A 13,094-nucleotide genomic window follows, 5' to 3' on the forward strand; every position below is an offset into this window, starting at 1 on the left:
CTTGACCGCCCTGCGGGGCCTGGGGCTGCCCCGGTGCAGCGGCCCGCGGCGCCGCCGGGGCCGGTGCAGCCGCGGGGGCCTGTGGTGCGGATCGGGCCGGCTGCTGAGCCACGGCGAACGTTGCCGATCCGAGCAGGCTCAGTGCGGCGAGCCAGGACAGCGTCGCGTGCTTCATAGCGATGAGGTCTCACCGGACGGTTCACGGGCAGGCGCGGGACCCCGCCGGGAGCCGGGCCGCCAATCGTCCGCAGGATATTGGTCACACCGGCCGGTTGCCAAGGCGGAGGGGTGACACAGGTCCTGTGCGGCCCTCAATCCTCCGGCGCGTCGACCACCGGATCGTAGCGGCTGGCGTCGAAACCGAGCAGGTTCCAGCTCTGGGCCATGTGGGGCGGGAGCGGTGCGCTGACGTCCACGGGCCGGCCGGTCCGCGGGTGCGGGATCACGATGCGACGAGCCAGCAGGTGCAGCCGGTTCTGGATGCCGCCGGGCAGCGCCCAGTTCTCGACGTCGAAGTATTTCGGGTCGCCGACGATCGGATGGCCGATATGGGCGGCATGCGCCCGCAACTGGTGGGTGCGTCCCGTCACCGGCTTGAACGAGATCCAAGACAGCTTCTGCGCCGCCTGATCGACCATCGCGTAATAGGTGAGCGCGTGGGAGGCGCCCTCCTCCCCGTGCTTGGCCACCCGCATGCGGGCGTCGGCCTCGGTTGGCTCGTCCTTGACGAGGTAGGTCGAGACGCGGCCCTGGCGCACCTTCGGCACGCCGGCGGTGAGCGCCCAGTAGATCTTGCGCGCGGCCCGCGAGCGGAAGCTCTTGGCGAGCGTCGCGGCGGCGAGCCGGGTCTTGGCGACGATGAGGCAGCCCGCCGTGTCCTTGTCGAGCCGGTGGACGAGGCGCGGCTTCTGCCCGTCCGGTCCGGCGAGCGCCTCGAGCAGACCGTCCACGTGCCGCACGGTGCCGGAGCCGCCCTGGACCGCGAGGCCGAAGGGCTTGTTCAGCACCATCATGTCCTGATCCTCGTAGAGGATCAGCGAGCGCACGAACTCGGCGTCGTCCCGGTCGCGCACGGGGTTGCGCGGGCGCGCGCTTTCCACATCGAGTTTCAGCGGCGGCACCCGCACGCTCTGGCCGGCGTTCAGGCGGTCCTGCGCCTTGGCGCGCTTGCCGTCGATGCGAAGCTCCCCCTTGCGGACGAGGCTCTGGATCCGTGTGAAAGGGAGCTGGGGAAAGCGCGCGGTGAGGAAGCGGTCGACCCGCATCCCGTCCTCGTCCGGCTCCACGCTCAGCGTCTGCACGCCGGAGGCCAGGGTGGCGGAGGCGGCCGCCCGCTGCTCGCGCCGGGTCGGGACCGGTGCGGCCGGGGCGGGTGCTGCCTCGGCGCGACGGGCCGGCGCCCGTCCGGCCGCTGCCTGGGTTGCGGGCTTTGGGCTCGCAGGCCTTGTGTTCGCGGGCTTGGCGCCCGCAGGCTTTGCGCTCGCCGATCTGGTGCGGGGCGCCGGGCGGTCCGGTTCCGCATCCACCGGCGACCACGGCGCGCGCGCGTCGCGGTCGTCGCCGCGCAGCTGCGCCGCGCGCTGGGCCGCGTCGAGGGCGCTGCTGCGGGGGCCTGTACGGGCGCGCTCGGGCCGGCCCTGAGCCGGCCGGGGTCCGCGGCTCGCACCGCGGCCGGCCGCGCCTTTCGGCGGCCCTTTGCCCGCGCCGGAGCCGCGACCGCCCTTGCCGGGCCCGCCGCGATGGGGAGGTTTCGTCGTCATGGGCCGCTGCTATCATTCAGGCCTGACGGCGACAATTCGCGCCGCGCGATTCTCAGGCGTCCCGGCGCGCCGCCTCGATCGTCAGCCCGACGCCGACCGAGCCGAAGGTGTCGCCTGCCACCACCCGCGCGCCGGGCACGCAGGCCGTCAGCGCGGCCCGGACATGCGGCAGGCCGGTCGAGCCGCCGGTGAGGAACAGCGCGTCGATCCGCTCCGCCCCAATCCCCGCCTGGGCGAGGCAGCGCCCGACCCGCTCGGCGATCCTCTCGGCCAGGCTGCCCGTCTGCGCGCCGAGACTCCCCCGATCGACCGCCGCGCCGAGGCCCCGCTCGACGAAGTCGAGGTCGAGGGTCGCGGCGCCGGTATCGCTGGCGCCGATCTTGGCCCCCTCGACCGCGATGGCGAGGCCGTGGCCGCGCTCGGCCTCGACCACGCTGTAGAGCCGGTCGATCAGCTCAGGCCGGGCGGCATCGCGGCGGGTCTCCTCGATCTCCCTCAGGGTCTTCGGGTTGTACAGCCGGTTGATACTCGACCACGTGGCGAGGTCGTGGAAATAGGCGTTCGGCACGGCGAGGTCGCCCCTCTTCATCGGGCTGCCGAGGCCGAGCAGCGGCATCACCGTGCCGAGGCTCAGCATCCGGTCGAAATCGGTGCCGCCGATGCGCACGCCGTCATTGGCCAGGATGTCGTCGGCGCGCTCCGCCCGGGCGTGGCGCTCGGGGGAGAGCCGCACGATCGAGAAGTCCGAGGTGCCGCCGCCGATATCGGCGATCAGCGCGATCTCCTCAGAGCGCACGCTCTGCTCGTAATCGAGGGCGGCGGCGATCGGCTCGTACTGGAACGACACGGTCCGGAAGCCGATGCTCTCGGCGATCTCCCGTAGGGTGGTCTCCGCCTTGCGGTCGCCCTCCGGGTCGCCGTCCACGAAATGGACCGGGCGGCCGTGCACCACCGTGTCGAAGCCCGTGCCCGCTTCCTGCTCCGCCCGGGCCTTCACGGCGGCGAGGTAGCGGGCGATGACGTCGCGGAAGCGCAGGCGCTCGCGGCCGAGCGGCGTCGTCTCCTCGACGAGGCCCGAGCCCAGCACCGATTTGAGGCTGCGCATCAGCCGGCCGGGCACGCCCTCGACATAGGCCTCGGTGGCGGCGCGGCCGATGATCGGCGTGGCGCCCGGCGCGAAGAAGATCGCCGAGGGCACCGTGAGGTGGCGCCCCTCCAGGGGGACGAGCGCCGGCCTGCCGTCGCGGGTGCGGCCGAGGGTGGTGTTCGAGGTGCCGAAATCGAGGCCGCAGGCCGCCATCAACGCTCTCCGGCGCAGGGATCGGGGGGATCTTCCGGGTAGGGGCCGGCCGCTCTACAGGCCGCGCCCCGCCGGGTCCAGAGCCCGCGGCGCGGGGTGGCTCAGCGCGCGGCGGCGAGCGCCGTGGGACCCGCGAGCAGGCGCTTTCGCAGGCGCACCAGGGCCTCGCGCTGCAATTCGCCCGGCGGGCTGTGGGCACCGGCCACCGCGGTCAGCATCGTGAAGAGCTCGGTCCGCTCCGCCTCGGTGAGGTGGGCGCGCAGGAGCGGGATCAACGGGTCGGCGACCAGCGAGAAGGGCCAGCGCTCGGCCGTGTAGCCCCAGGCGCGGTCGAGCATGGCGGCCGGATTCGCCACCTCCAGCGGATGGGCCAGGAACCCCAGGATCCTGCTCCGCTCGGCCGCGGTGATCGGGCTTCCGGTGCGCACGATCTGCAGCATCAGGATCGCTGCGGCGAGGCGGACGTCGTCCACCCGCTGGAGCGGCGTGCCGATGATGCTGGTGGACAGGCCGCCCGCCCGCAGCTGCAGGCCTTTGGTGTCGCGGTCGAGTTCCTTCAGGTCGCGCGAGACGCGGTGCATCCGCAGCACCCAGAACAGGACGCCGACGATCAGCGCGGTCGCGGCGAGCAGGAACGGCATGCGGGTGTCTCCGAAGCGGGTCGATGCTGGGACCCGAATCTACCCGGCCAGGACGACAATCCAACCCGTGTGGCGCAAGTCATGGGATCCCAAAGGGTCCTGACCCTTTGGCGGGGTCCGGGGCGCGCAGCCCCGGGATTGGCTCCCTCGTCCTGGCTCTGCCAGGGCGAGGGAGCCGACAGCAGGGTTCCACCCTACACCCGCGAAAGGTCTCGACCTTTCGAAACCAGGACCTCCGCGCTCAGTCCTCGCCGCGGCGCGCCCGGCGCAAGGCCTCCCAGTGGGCAAGGCGATCGCGGTAGCGGCTCTCCATGCCGCGCTCGGTCGGCGCGTAGAAGTGTTGCCGGCCGAGGCGCTCCGGCCAGTAATCCTGGCCCGAGAAGGCGTCGGGCTCGTCGTGGTCGTAGCGGTAGCCCTCGCCGTAGCCCATGCGCTTCATCAGCTTGGTCGGCGCGTTGAGGATCGTGCGCGGCGGCGGCAGGGAGCCGGCGGCCTTCGCGACGCGTGTCGCCGCCTTGTAGGCCTCGTAGACGGCGTTCGATTTCGGCGCGCAGGCGAGGTAGACGGTGACCTGCGCCAGGGCCAGTTCGCCCTCCGGCGATCCCAGGAAGTCGAAGGCGTCCTTGGCAGCGGTCGCGACGACGAGCGCCTGCGGGTCGGCGAGCCCGATATCCTCCACCGCCATGCGCACGAGGCGGCGGGCGATGAACAGGCGGTCCTCGCCCCCGTCGAGCATGCGGCAGAGATAGTAGAGGGCGGCGTCGGGGTCGGAGCCCCGCACGGTCTTATGCAGGGCGCTGATCAGGTTGTAGTGCCCCTCCTGCGCCTTGTCGTAGATCGGCGCACGGCGCTGCACGATCTCCTGCAGCGTCTCCGCATCGAGCGTCTCGCCTGGGCGGGCCGACCGCCAGACCTCCTCGGACAGCGTGAGCGCCGCGCGCCCGTCCCCGTCCGCCATGCGCACGAGCACGCCGCGTGCCTCCTCGTCGAGCGGCAGGGCCTGCCCCGTCAGCGCCTCGGCGCGGGCCAGCAGCTTCGCCACCGCCGCGTCGTCGAGGCTGCGAAACAGCAGAACACGCGCGCGCGACAAGAGCGCAGCGTTCAGCTCGAAGGACGGGTTCTCCGTCGTGGCGCCCACGAGTGTCACCGTGCCGTCCTCCATCACCGGCAGGAAGGCGTCGAGCTGGGCCCGGTTGAAGCGGTGGATCTCGTCGACGAAGAGCAGCGTGCCCTGCCCGCCCTGGCGGCGCTTGCGCGCGGCCTCGAACACCTTGCGCAGGTCCGGCACGCCCGAGAAGATCGCCGAGATCTGCTCGAAATGCAGGTCGGTCTGGTCGGCGAGCAGCCGCGCGACGGTTGTCTTGCCGGTCCCGGGCGGGCCCCAGAAGATCAGCGAGCCGAGGCTCTTGGAGCGGAGCAGCCGGGTCAGCGCCCCGTCCGGCCCGGTCAGGTGCTCCTGGCCGACCACCTCGTCCAGCCGGGCCGGCCGCAGCCGGTCGGCGAGCGGCCGAGGCGCGTCGGAATTCCGCTGGGGCGTCGGCTCGGAGGAGGCGAAGAGATCGGACATCGGCGCATGAACACCGGCGGGCGGCGGGCCGGCAAGCCCGCGCCGCCGGCCATCCCCCGACGGCTCCCCTACCCGCCGAACACCGAGGTCAGCACCTCGCCGCCGCGGTTGATCGCGACCTCCCACATGCCCATCGGGTTGCGCGTCAGGCGCTCGATGTCCTTCGTCGAGGCGACCGGAGCGCCGTTGATCGTCAGGACCATGTCGCCCTTGCGCAGGCCGGCGCGGGCGGCGATCGAGTTCTCCTCGACCGCCTGCACGGTCACGCCTTCGCTTGGGAAATCCACCTGCATCTCTTCGGCCACCGCCGGCGAGGTGTTGACGAAGGTGGCGCCGAGGAAGGGCGAGCGGGTGCGCACCTTCACGGCCTCGCGCGGGCGCGTCTCAGGAGCGGGTCCGAGTTTCACCGGCAGCGTCATGCGGTCGGTGCCGCGCAGGATGCCGAACTTGGTCTGGCCCTGGATGCCCTTGAGGGCGAAGCGGTAGCCGAAGGCCTCCGGGTCGTCGACGGCCTGGCCGTCGACCGAGAGAATCAGGTCGCCGCGCTTCAGCCCGGCCTCCTCGGCCGGGCTCTTCGGGGCGAGGTTGGCCACCAGCACGCCGGTCGGATGGTCGAGCCCCATGCTCTCGGCGATGTCGGGCGTGACGTTCTGGACCCGCGCGCCGAGCCAGGGCCGGCGCACCGTGCTGGCGCCACCCTTGGCCGAGTCCACGACCGCCTTGACCATGCTGGCGGGGATCGCGAAGCCGATGCCGTGGCTGCCGCCGGACTGCGAGTAGATCGCGGTGTTGATGCCGACGAGCCGTCCCTGGAGATCGACGAGCGCGCCGCCCGAATTGCCCGGATTGATCGCGGCGTCGGTCTGGATGAAGAACTGGTAGTCCGACGAGCCGACCTGCGTGCGGGCGAGCGCCGAGACGATGCCCTGCGTCACCGTCTGGCCGACGCCGAACGGGTTGCCGATCGCCATCACGAAGTCGCCGACTTCCAGCGCTTCCGAATCGCCGAACGGCATCGCGATCAACCCACCGGTCGGGTTCTTGATCTTGATCACCGCGAGGTCCGTGCGGGGATCGCGCAGCACGATCTGGGCCTCGAACTCGCGCTTGTCGGCGAGCGCCACCCGCACCTCGTTCATGTTGTCGATGACGTGGTTGTTCGTGATGATCAGCCCGGACTCGTCGAGGATGACGCCGGATCCGAGCGAGCGCTGCGCCCGCTCGCCGGGCAGGCCGCGGGGGCCGCGCCCGCCGCCCTCCTCGCCGAAGAAGCGGCGCATGAACTCCTCCATGGCGTTCGCCCGCGCGTTCGAGCGTTTCTCGACATGGGAGGCGTAGACGTTGACCACGGACGGCGAGGCCCGCTTCACCACGGGCGCGAAGGAGAGCTGCACCTCGCCCCGGCTCTGCGGGACGGGCTTGGTGGCGAGGCTCTCCTTGGCCGCGTAGGGCTCGGGCGTCTTCTGCTGGGCGTGGGACGGCTGGGTGAGGGCCGTGAGCGCGAGGGTGACGCTCAGGGCGGCGCTCACCGCGGCGCTGAGGATGGGCGCGAGGGTGCGAGGCATGCAGGGCTCCGGTCCGGGACCGCGCGACGGCCCCGGGGCTGGGCGCGCGGCGGGCGCGCCCCGAGGGCCGGATCGCTCCGGTCGTCTCGGGCGCTCTTATCGCGCCCGGATGTGGCGGGCGAGAGGCCTGTTCAGGCCCGCAGGAAGTCCACAAGATCGGCGGTCAGGCGCTCGGCATGGGTGAAGGGCACGGCGTGGGGTGCGCCCTCGTAGGCGATGAAGCGCGCGCCCGGGATCGCCGCCGCGGCCGCCCGACCCGAGACGTCGATCGGCACGGTCTGGTCGGCGTCCCCGTGGATCACCAGCGTCGGCACCTTGAAATGGGTGAGGTCGGCGCGGAAATCCGTCTCGCCGAAGGCCCGCACGCAGTCGACCGTCGCCTTAGGCGAGGCCAGCATGGCGAGGTTGCCGGTCCATGCGATGAGATCGCTGGAGGCGGGCGAGGAGAACACGCCGACGCCGAAGAAGGTTTTGGAAAAATTCGCCAGGAAGTGCGGGCGATCCTGCTTCAGCCCCGCGATCATCCCGTCGAAGACCGTCCGGTCGACCCCGTCCGGGTTGTCGGCGGTCTTGAGCAGGTAGGGCGGCACCGCCGAGACCAGCACGGCCTTGGCGACGCGCGCGCCCCCGTGGCGGGCCATGTAGCGGGCGATCTCGCCCCCGCCCATCGAGAAGCCGACGAGGGCGACGTCCTGCAGATCAAGCTTGTCCAGGACCGCCGCGAGGTCGTCCGCGAAGGTGTCGTAGTCGTAGCCCGTCCAGGGCTGGTCCGAGCGGCCGAAACCCCGCCGGTCGTACGCGACGGTGCGGAAGCCCGCCTCGGTGAGCGCCGGCTGCTGGTATTCCCACATGTCCGCATCGAGCGGCCAGCCGTGGATCAGCACGACCGGGCGCCCGCTGCCCCAGTCCTTGACGTAGAGCCGCGTCCCGTCGCCGGTCTCGATGAAGGCCATGGCGCGTCCTCTCCCCTCCGGCGACATCAGACGGGGCAAGTCGGCGCGGACCGGAACGTTCCGGTCCGCGCCCCGGCAGGGCGGACGCTCAGGCGTCCTGCGCCTGGCGTGCGGAACGCCGCCGCTTCGGCGCCTCCGCGACGGGAGCGGGTTCCCGCGCAGGCTCATGCACAGGCTCGGGCTCCGGAGACCGGCGGCGCTGCTGGCCGAGACCGAGGGCGCGGGCGAGTTCCGAGCGCTGCTCGGAATAGCTCGCGCTCGTCATCGGGTAGTCCCGCGGCAGGCCCCACTTCTCGCGATAGGCCTCGGGGGTGAGGCCGCGCAACGTCAGGTGGCGGCGCAGCGTCTTGTAGGGCTTGCCGTCCTCGAAGCTGACGAGGTGGTCGTGCGTGATCGAGCGGCGGATCTCCTGCGGGGCCGGCTTCGGCGGGCCGGTCTCGGCCGGAGCGCTGCTCCCGACAAGTCCCGCGATGGCGCCGTGAACCACGCTGAGGAGGTTCGACAATTCGCCGCTCTGGACGTGGTTGTTGCTGACATACGCAGAGACAATCTCCGCGGTGAGCGCGACGAAGCGCGTCTTGTCAATCTCAGGTTCTGTCATATTGCGATGTCCCGCCTTTTGGTCTGTTCAGTTCATCGCAGACCGAAAGTCCCGTGGTGCCAAATGGCGCGGCGATACAAGCGAATTCCACGGGGGGGTCAAGTCAAAACTTCAATCATACGTGGTAAAATTTGCTCAAGCCGTTTTAAGCCCGCGACGAGCGGGAGAAATCTGAGCGAATTTTGCTCATTTTGTCCATGCTCGATTGCGCTGTGAGCGAGAACTGCTCGCGTCACAGACCGCGCGCCCGGCCCTGATGATTCTGTTCGGGGCATCTCGGATGCCGGTTTCCCCGGGTGCCGTCGCGGGGACATGCGAACGCGCGACGGCCCGGCGCCCGTTTGGGGGCGCCGGGCCGGACAGGTCCTGCTCGATTGGGTGCTGCTGGTCGGGCTCAGTCGGCGAGGCCGAGCATCAGCCCGATATTCTGCACGGCGGCGCCCGAGGCGCCCTTCCCGAGATTGTCGAGCCGCGCGACCAGCACCGCCTGCCGGTGCGTGTCCGAGCCGAAGACGCGCAGTTCCAGCCGGTCGGTGTCGTTGAGCGCCTCCGGAGCGATGCGCTCGCGGTGCTCACCCTCGTCAGCACCCGGCACCACGCGCACGAGTGCGCGACCGGCGTACCACGCGGTCAGCGCGGCCTCGAGGTCACCCGCCGTGGGGCGGCCCGGCAGCGCGTCGAGGTGGAGGGGGATGCTCACGAGCATGCCCTGGCGGAAGTTGCCGACCGAGGGGATGAAGATCGGCCGGCGCGTCAGGCCGCTATAGGTCTGCGTCTCCGGCAGGTGCTTATGGCCGAAGCCGAGGCCGTAGAGCAGGAAGGGCTCCGCCTCGCCGGCCTCGTAGCGCTCGATCATGCTCTTGCCGCCGCCGCTGTAGCCGCTGACTGCGTTGATGCTGATCGGGAAATCCGCCGGAATCAGGCCGCCCTCGACGAGCGGGCGCAGCAAGGCGATCGCGCCCGTGGGATAGCAGCCCGGATTGGCGACCCGGCGCGCCTGCGCGATGATTCCGTCCTGCGCGGGCGTGAGTTCCGGAAAGCCGTAAGCCCAGCCGGGGCTGACCCGGTGTGCGGTGCTGGCATCGAGGATCTTGGGGCCACCCTCCGGCAAGGCGTCGGCGAGCGCCACGGTCTCCCGCGCCGCCTCGTCGGGAAGGCAGAGCACGACGAGATCGACCTCGGCCAGTAGGGCGCGCTTGACCGCGAGGTCCTTGCGGCTCTCGTGCGGGATGCTGCGGAGTCCGACCCGGCCGTCGCGCTCCAGGCGCTCGCGGATGCCGAGGCCGGTGGTGCCCGCCTCGCCGTCGATGAAGACCGTCGGCCGACCGCCCGCACTCGCCATGATGGTGGACTCCCCAGAAGCCGCGGGACGCCGGATGCGTTCGCTGCGCCGCGGGAGGTGGCCGGTCCCCGGCGCCGTGTCAATGGATGTTCGATGACGGTGCCGATCCACAGGCTTCGGTATTCGGCCGGAACATGGCTTCAAGCTGTCTGTTGTCCGCCAAACCTGATGGAGCGGACGAAGATGTCTGGAACCGCGAAGAAGACCGATCCCAAACTCTGGGAGAAGGTGAAGAAGGATGTGACCAAGTCGTCGAAGGGCGGCAAGCCGGGCCAATGGTCGGCCCGCAAGGCGCAGATGGCCACCGCCGAGTACAAGAAGGAGGGCGGCGGCTACAGCGGCAAGAAGGCCGACGACAACCACCTCAAGCAATGGACCGACGAGGAGTGGGGCACGAAGTCCGGCAAGGAAAGCGGCAAGACCGGTGAGCGCTACCTGCCCAAGAAGGCGCGCGAGAAGCTCTCGGACGACGAGTACAAGCGTAGCACCGCGAAGAAGCGGGCCGACAGCGCCAAGGGCAAGCAGTTTTCCAAACAGCCGAAGGACGTGGCCGAGAAGGCGGCCTCCGCGCGCAAGACCGGCAAGTCTGGGTCGAAGTCCGGATCGAAATCGGAGACCACGAAGGCCGAGCTGATGAAGAAGGCCAAGGCGCAGAACATCGCCGGCCGCTCGAAGATGTCGAAGGCCGAGCTGGACCGTGCGGTCCACGCCTGAAACGAGAAAGGGCGGCTCCTTGCGGAGCCGCCCTCTGTCGATCCGACGATCGCAGGTTGCTTAGCGCTTCGAGAACTGGAAGCTGCGGCGAGCCTTGGCGCGGCCGTACTTCTTGCGCTCGACGACGCGGGCGTCGCGGGTGAGGAAGCCTTCGCGCTTCAGCGGACCGCGCAGCTCCGGCTCGTAGTAGGTCAGGGCCTTCGAGAGGCCGTGGCGCACGGCGCCGGCCTGACCCGAGAGACCGCCACCGGCGACCGTGACGACGATGTCGTACTGATCGACGCGGCCCGCGACCTGCAGCGGCTGGCGCAGGATCATGCGCAGCACCGGACGGGCGAAGTAGGTCTCGACAGGGCGCTTGTTGACGGTGATCTGGCCCGAGCCGGGCTTGATCCAGACGCGGGCGACCGCGTCCTTGCGCTTGCCCGTGGCGTAGGCGCGGCCCTGGGCGTCCAGCTTCTGGACGTGGACGGGCGCCTCGCTCTGGGCGTCGCTGCCGCCGGCGTTCGACCGGTTGAGATCGGCGAGGGACTGAAGGGTCGCCATGATCAAGCGCTCACGTTCTTGCGGTTGAGGGCGCCGACGTCGAACGTCTGCGGCTGCTGGGCCTCGTGCGGGTGCTGGGCGCCCTTGTAGACGCGCAGGTTGCCGAGGATCTGACGGAAGAGCGGGCCGCGGGGCAGCATGCGCTCGACGGCCTTCTCGACGACGCGCTCGGGAAAGCGGCCCTCGAGGATGAACTTGGCCGTGCGCTCCTTGATGCCGCCCGGGTAACCGGTGTGGTGGAAGTAGCTCTTCTGGGTGTACTTCCGGCCGGTGAACTTCACCTTGTCGGCATTGATGACGATGACGTTGTCGCCGCAATCGACGTGGGGGGTATAGGCGGCCTTGTGCTTCCCGCGCAGGCGCATCGCCACGATCGAGGCGAGACGACCCACGACGAGGCCCTCTGCGTCGATCACGATCCACTTCTTGTCGACGTCGGCGGGCTTCAGCGATGTGGTCTTCATGGCCAAGTCCCGTGGCGTGATGGGGTTTCGTGAAAATGAGGCGCCGCCGCGTGGGGACGCGGCGGCGATGGCGGGTGCATAGCGGGAAGCGGACCGGAGGTCAACGCATTTCTGGGTGCGAGTTTTTGGAAAACCCGTTTCTCGCGAATAACTTAGAGCAAACGGTATCTGAATACCGTATCTTACTGCGCCCGCTTATGGCTCGCGCGATTCGATGGTCAGTTTCTGTATGCCCTTCGCGAGCTTTGGCCTGCGGGCGCTGATGATGCGGGAGTTGACCCCGCTCCACCCGATCTCGCCGGAGAGCCGGCCGTACTCGATCTTCGGGCAGCGGTTCATGACGACCGTGAGGCCGCGCGCCTCGGCGCGGGCAGCGGCCGCGTCGTCGCGCACGCCGAGCTGCATCCAGATCACGCGGGGGGGCGGCGTCAGGGCCAGCGCCTCGTCGACGAGCGGGCCGGCCGCCGCGCTGTTGCGGAAGATCTCGACCATGTCGACAGGTTCCGGCAACTCGGCGAGGCTGGCGACCACGCGGCGACCAAGAAGCTCCTGCCCGGCGAGACCCGGATTGACCGGGGTCACGTCGTAGCCGCGGTCGATCAGATACTTGAGCACGATCCAGCTCGGTCGCGCCGGGTTGGCCGAGGCGCCGACCAGCGCGATGCTGCGCGCCTCCCTGAGGATGCACCGGATCTCGGCATCGGGGTAGCTGCCGTGGCGGGCGTTCGGGGCCGAAATCGAATCAGACGGGCTCATCGGCCGGTTGTCGATCCAGGCAATTCGGGCCGCAAGCCCCACCGGGCGCTCACCGCCGCTGCCCGCTCCGCCATCGCCGAACGATCCGCCGACCGAGCTGTTGCGTGGAACCGGCGGTGCCGATCCGAGTCTGGGAACGTGCAGGCCTCAGTCGAGGCTGCTCCACCCCGAGAAGCCCTCCAGCGGCTCCTGGTCGTAGCGCGCCATCAGGGCGTCCATCGCGGCCTCGTCCCCGAGCCGATCCGCGGCCGCGAGTTCGGCCAGCCCCTCGAAGAAGCCCTCGCGCGCGAGCGCCGGGGTGAAGCTCAGGGTGAAGCGGACAGGTTCGTCGCCGCGATTGGCGAAGGCGTGCGGCTGGTCGGGCGGGATCAGCACGAAGTCGCCGGGGCCGAGTTCGAGCGTGTGGCCCTCGATCCGCACGGTGAGCCGGCCGGTATGGACCTCGAAGGTCTCGGTGAGCCGGGCGTGGCGGTGGAGACCGGCGCCGGGCGAGCGGGGCGCCAGCTCGACCCGGTAGATGCCGAGCGCGTCGCGGGTCGCGCCGCTGCGGGCGAGGTAGTGCACCCGCATGCCCCCGATCGTGACGCTGGGCGCACCTCCCGCGCGATAGACCTGACCCATGGCGGCAATCCTTCGGACCGTCGAACCTCGAGCTATGTGGGGCGGCCTCGGCCCAAAAGAAAACCCCGCGCGGGCGAGGCCTGCGCGGGGTCGGAGGTTCGGACCGCTGCCGATGTTACTCGGCGGCGACCTTATGGGCCTGGCTGCCGTCCGTGTAGGTCTCGGACTGCAGGCGCTTGCCCGGGGCGGCGCGGCCCGGCAGCGGCGGCAGGGCACGCGCCTTCTCCAGGTCGATGCCAGCGCCCTCGGCGACGCGGCGGCCGT

At 70.6% G+C, this 13,094-nt stretch carries 13 protein-coding genes; 1 reads left to right on the forward strand and 12 read right to left on the reverse strand.

Annotation, left to right across the window (positions count from 1 at the left end):
* Positions 1-311: 311 nt before the first annotated feature.
* The 8 genes from MFF54_RS26920 to argC form a co-directional block, all read right to left on the reverse strand.
* Complete coding sequence (locus tag MFF54_RS26920; protein ID WP_238307256.1) at positions 312-1,760, reverse strand: RluA family pseudouridine synthase; 1,449 nt, start codon at positions 1,758-1,760, stop codon at positions 312-314.
* 52 nt (positions 1,761-1,812) lie between these two features.
* Entirely contained in the window at positions 1,813-3,060 is a 1,248-nt protein-coding gene (locus MFF54_RS26925; RefSeq protein WP_238307257.1) for an Hsp70 family protein, read from the reverse strand.
* A gap of 101 nt (positions 3,061-3,161) precedes the next feature.
* On the reverse strand, positions 3,162-3,701 hold the full coding sequence (locus tag MFF54_RS26930; RefSeq protein WP_238307258.1) for a TerB family tellurite resistance protein: 540 nt from the start codon (positions 3,699-3,701) through the stop codon (positions 3,162-3,164).
* A gap of 241 nt (positions 3,702-3,942) precedes the next feature.
* The gene (locus MFF54_RS26935; RefSeq protein ID WP_238307259.1) at positions 3,943-5,268 is read right to left on the reverse strand and encodes a replication-associated recombination protein A; all 1,326 of its coding nucleotides are present in this window, start codon (positions 5,266-5,268) and stop codon (positions 3,943-3,945) included.
* A 68-nt stretch (positions 5,269-5,336) separates the two neighbouring features.
* The gene (locus MFF54_RS26940; protein ID WP_238307260.1) at positions 5,337-6,833 is read right to left on the reverse strand and encodes a Do family serine endopeptidase; all 1,497 of its coding nucleotides are present in this window, start codon (positions 6,831-6,833) and stop codon (positions 5,337-5,339) included.
* Between the two features lie 131 nt (positions 6,834-6,964).
* On the reverse strand, positions 6,965-7,786 hold the full coding sequence (locus MFF54_RS26945; protein WP_238307261.1) for an alpha/beta fold hydrolase: 822 nt from the start codon (positions 7,784-7,786) through the stop codon (positions 6,965-6,967).
* An 88-nt stretch (positions 7,787-7,874) separates the two neighbouring features.
* Positions 7,875-8,387 (reverse strand): Ros/MucR family transcriptional regulator, encoded by a 513-nt coding sequence (locus tag MFF54_RS26950; RefSeq protein WP_238307262.1) that lies wholly within the window; start codon positions 8,385-8,387, stop codon positions 7,875-7,877.
* Positions 8,388-8,781: 394 nt separating this feature from the next.
* Complete coding sequence (argC, locus tag MFF54_RS26955; RefSeq protein WP_238307263.1) at positions 8,782-9,729, reverse strand: N-acetyl-gamma-glutamyl-phosphate reductase; 948 nt, start codon at positions 9,727-9,729, stop codon at positions 8,782-8,784.
* A 183-nt stretch (positions 9,730-9,912) separates the two neighbouring features.
* On the opposite strand from argC, the gene MFF54_RS26960 reads away from it, so the two are divergent.
* Positions 9,913-10,443, forward strand: a complete 531-nt coding sequence (locus MFF54_RS26960; protein ID WP_238307266.1) for a DUF5872 domain-containing protein — start codon at positions 9,913-9,915, stop codon at positions 10,441-10,443.
* A gap of 60 nt (positions 10,444-10,503) precedes the next feature.
* Here the strand turns inward: MFF54_RS26960 and rpsI are convergent, their stop codons facing one another.
* The 4 genes from rpsI to MFF54_RS26980 form a co-directional block, all read right to left on the reverse strand.
* Positions 10,504-10,989 carry a 30S ribosomal protein S9 gene (gene rpsI / locus MFF54_RS26965; RefSeq protein ID WP_238307264.1) on the reverse strand — a complete coding sequence of 162 codons (486 nt, stop codon included), beginning with the start codon at positions 10,987-10,989 and terminating at the stop codon, positions 10,504-10,506.
* A 2-nt stretch (positions 10,990-10,991) separates the two neighbouring features.
* Positions 10,992-11,453, reverse strand: a complete 462-nt coding sequence (gene rplM, locus MFF54_RS26970) for a 50S ribosomal protein L13 (RefSeq protein ID WP_066924431.1) — start codon at positions 11,451-11,453, stop codon at positions 10,992-10,994.
* Positions 11,454-11,648: 195 nt separating this feature from the next.
* Positions 11,649-12,209, reverse strand: coding sequence for a CoA-binding protein (locus tag MFF54_RS26975; protein WP_238307267.1), 561 nt, complete (start codon positions 12,207-12,209; stop codon positions 11,649-11,651).
* 147 nt (positions 12,210-12,356) lie between these two features.
* Complete coding sequence (locus MFF54_RS26980; RefSeq protein ID WP_238307265.1) at positions 12,357-12,830, reverse strand: cupin domain-containing protein; 474 nt, start codon at positions 12,828-12,830, stop codon at positions 12,357-12,359.
* Between the last annotated feature and the right edge of the window lie 264 nt (positions 12,831-13,094).

This window comes from Methylobacterium gregans (assembly GCF_022179245.1).
Taxonomy (GTDB): domain Bacteria; phylum Pseudomonadota; class Alphaproteobacteria; order Rhizobiales; family Beijerinckiaceae; genus Methylobacterium; species Methylobacterium gregans.

Coding starts and splice junctions, on each gene's coding strand:
- MFF54_RS26920 (WP_238307256.1), bottom strand. CDS start 1,760: ATGACGACGAAACCTCCCCATCGCGGCGGGCCCGGCAAGGGCGGTCGC.
- MFF54_RS26935 (WP_238307259.1), bottom strand. CDS start 5,268: ATGTCCGATCTCTTCGCCTCCTCCGAGCCGACGCCCCAGCGGAATTCC.
- MFF54_RS26960 (WP_238307266.1), top strand. CDS start 9,913: ATGTCTGGAACCGCGAAGAAGACCGATCCCAAACTCTGGGAGAAGGTG.
- rpsI (WP_238307264.1), bottom strand. CDS start 10,989: ATGGCGACCCTTCAGTCCCTCGCCGATCTCAACCGGTCGAACGCCGGC.
- rplM (WP_066924431.1), bottom strand. CDS start 11,453: ATGAAGACCACATCGCTGAAGCCCGCCGACGTCGACAAGAAGTGGATC.
- MFF54_RS26930 (WP_238307258.1), bottom strand. CDS start 3,701: ATGCCGTTCCTGCTCGCCGCGACCGCGCTGATCGTCGGCGTCCTGTTC.
- MFF54_RS26925 (WP_238307257.1), bottom strand. CDS start 3,060: ATGGCGGCCTGCGGCCTCGATTTCGGCACCTCGAACACCACCCTCGGC.
- argC (WP_238307263.1), bottom strand. CDS start 9,729: ATGGCGAGTGCGGGCGGTCGGCCGACGGTCTTCATCGACGGCGAGGCG.
- MFF54_RS26940 (WP_238307260.1), bottom strand. CDS start 6,833: ATGCCTCGCACCCTCGCGCCCATCCTCAGCGCCGCGGTGAGCGCCGCC.
- MFF54_RS26950 (WP_238307262.1), bottom strand. CDS start 8,387: ATGACAGAACCTGAGATTGACAAGACGCGCTTCGTCGCGCTCACCGCG.
- MFF54_RS26980 (WP_238307265.1), bottom strand. CDS start 12,830: ATGGGTCAGGTCTATCGCGCGGGAGGTGCGCCCAGCGTCACGATCGGG.
- MFF54_RS26975 (WP_238307267.1), bottom strand. CDS start 12,209: ATGAGCCCGTCTGATTCGATTTCGGCCCCGAACGCCCGCCACGGCAGC.
- MFF54_RS26945 (WP_238307261.1), bottom strand. CDS start 7,786: ATGGCCTTCATCGAGACCGGCGACGGGACGCGGCTCTACGTCAAGGAC.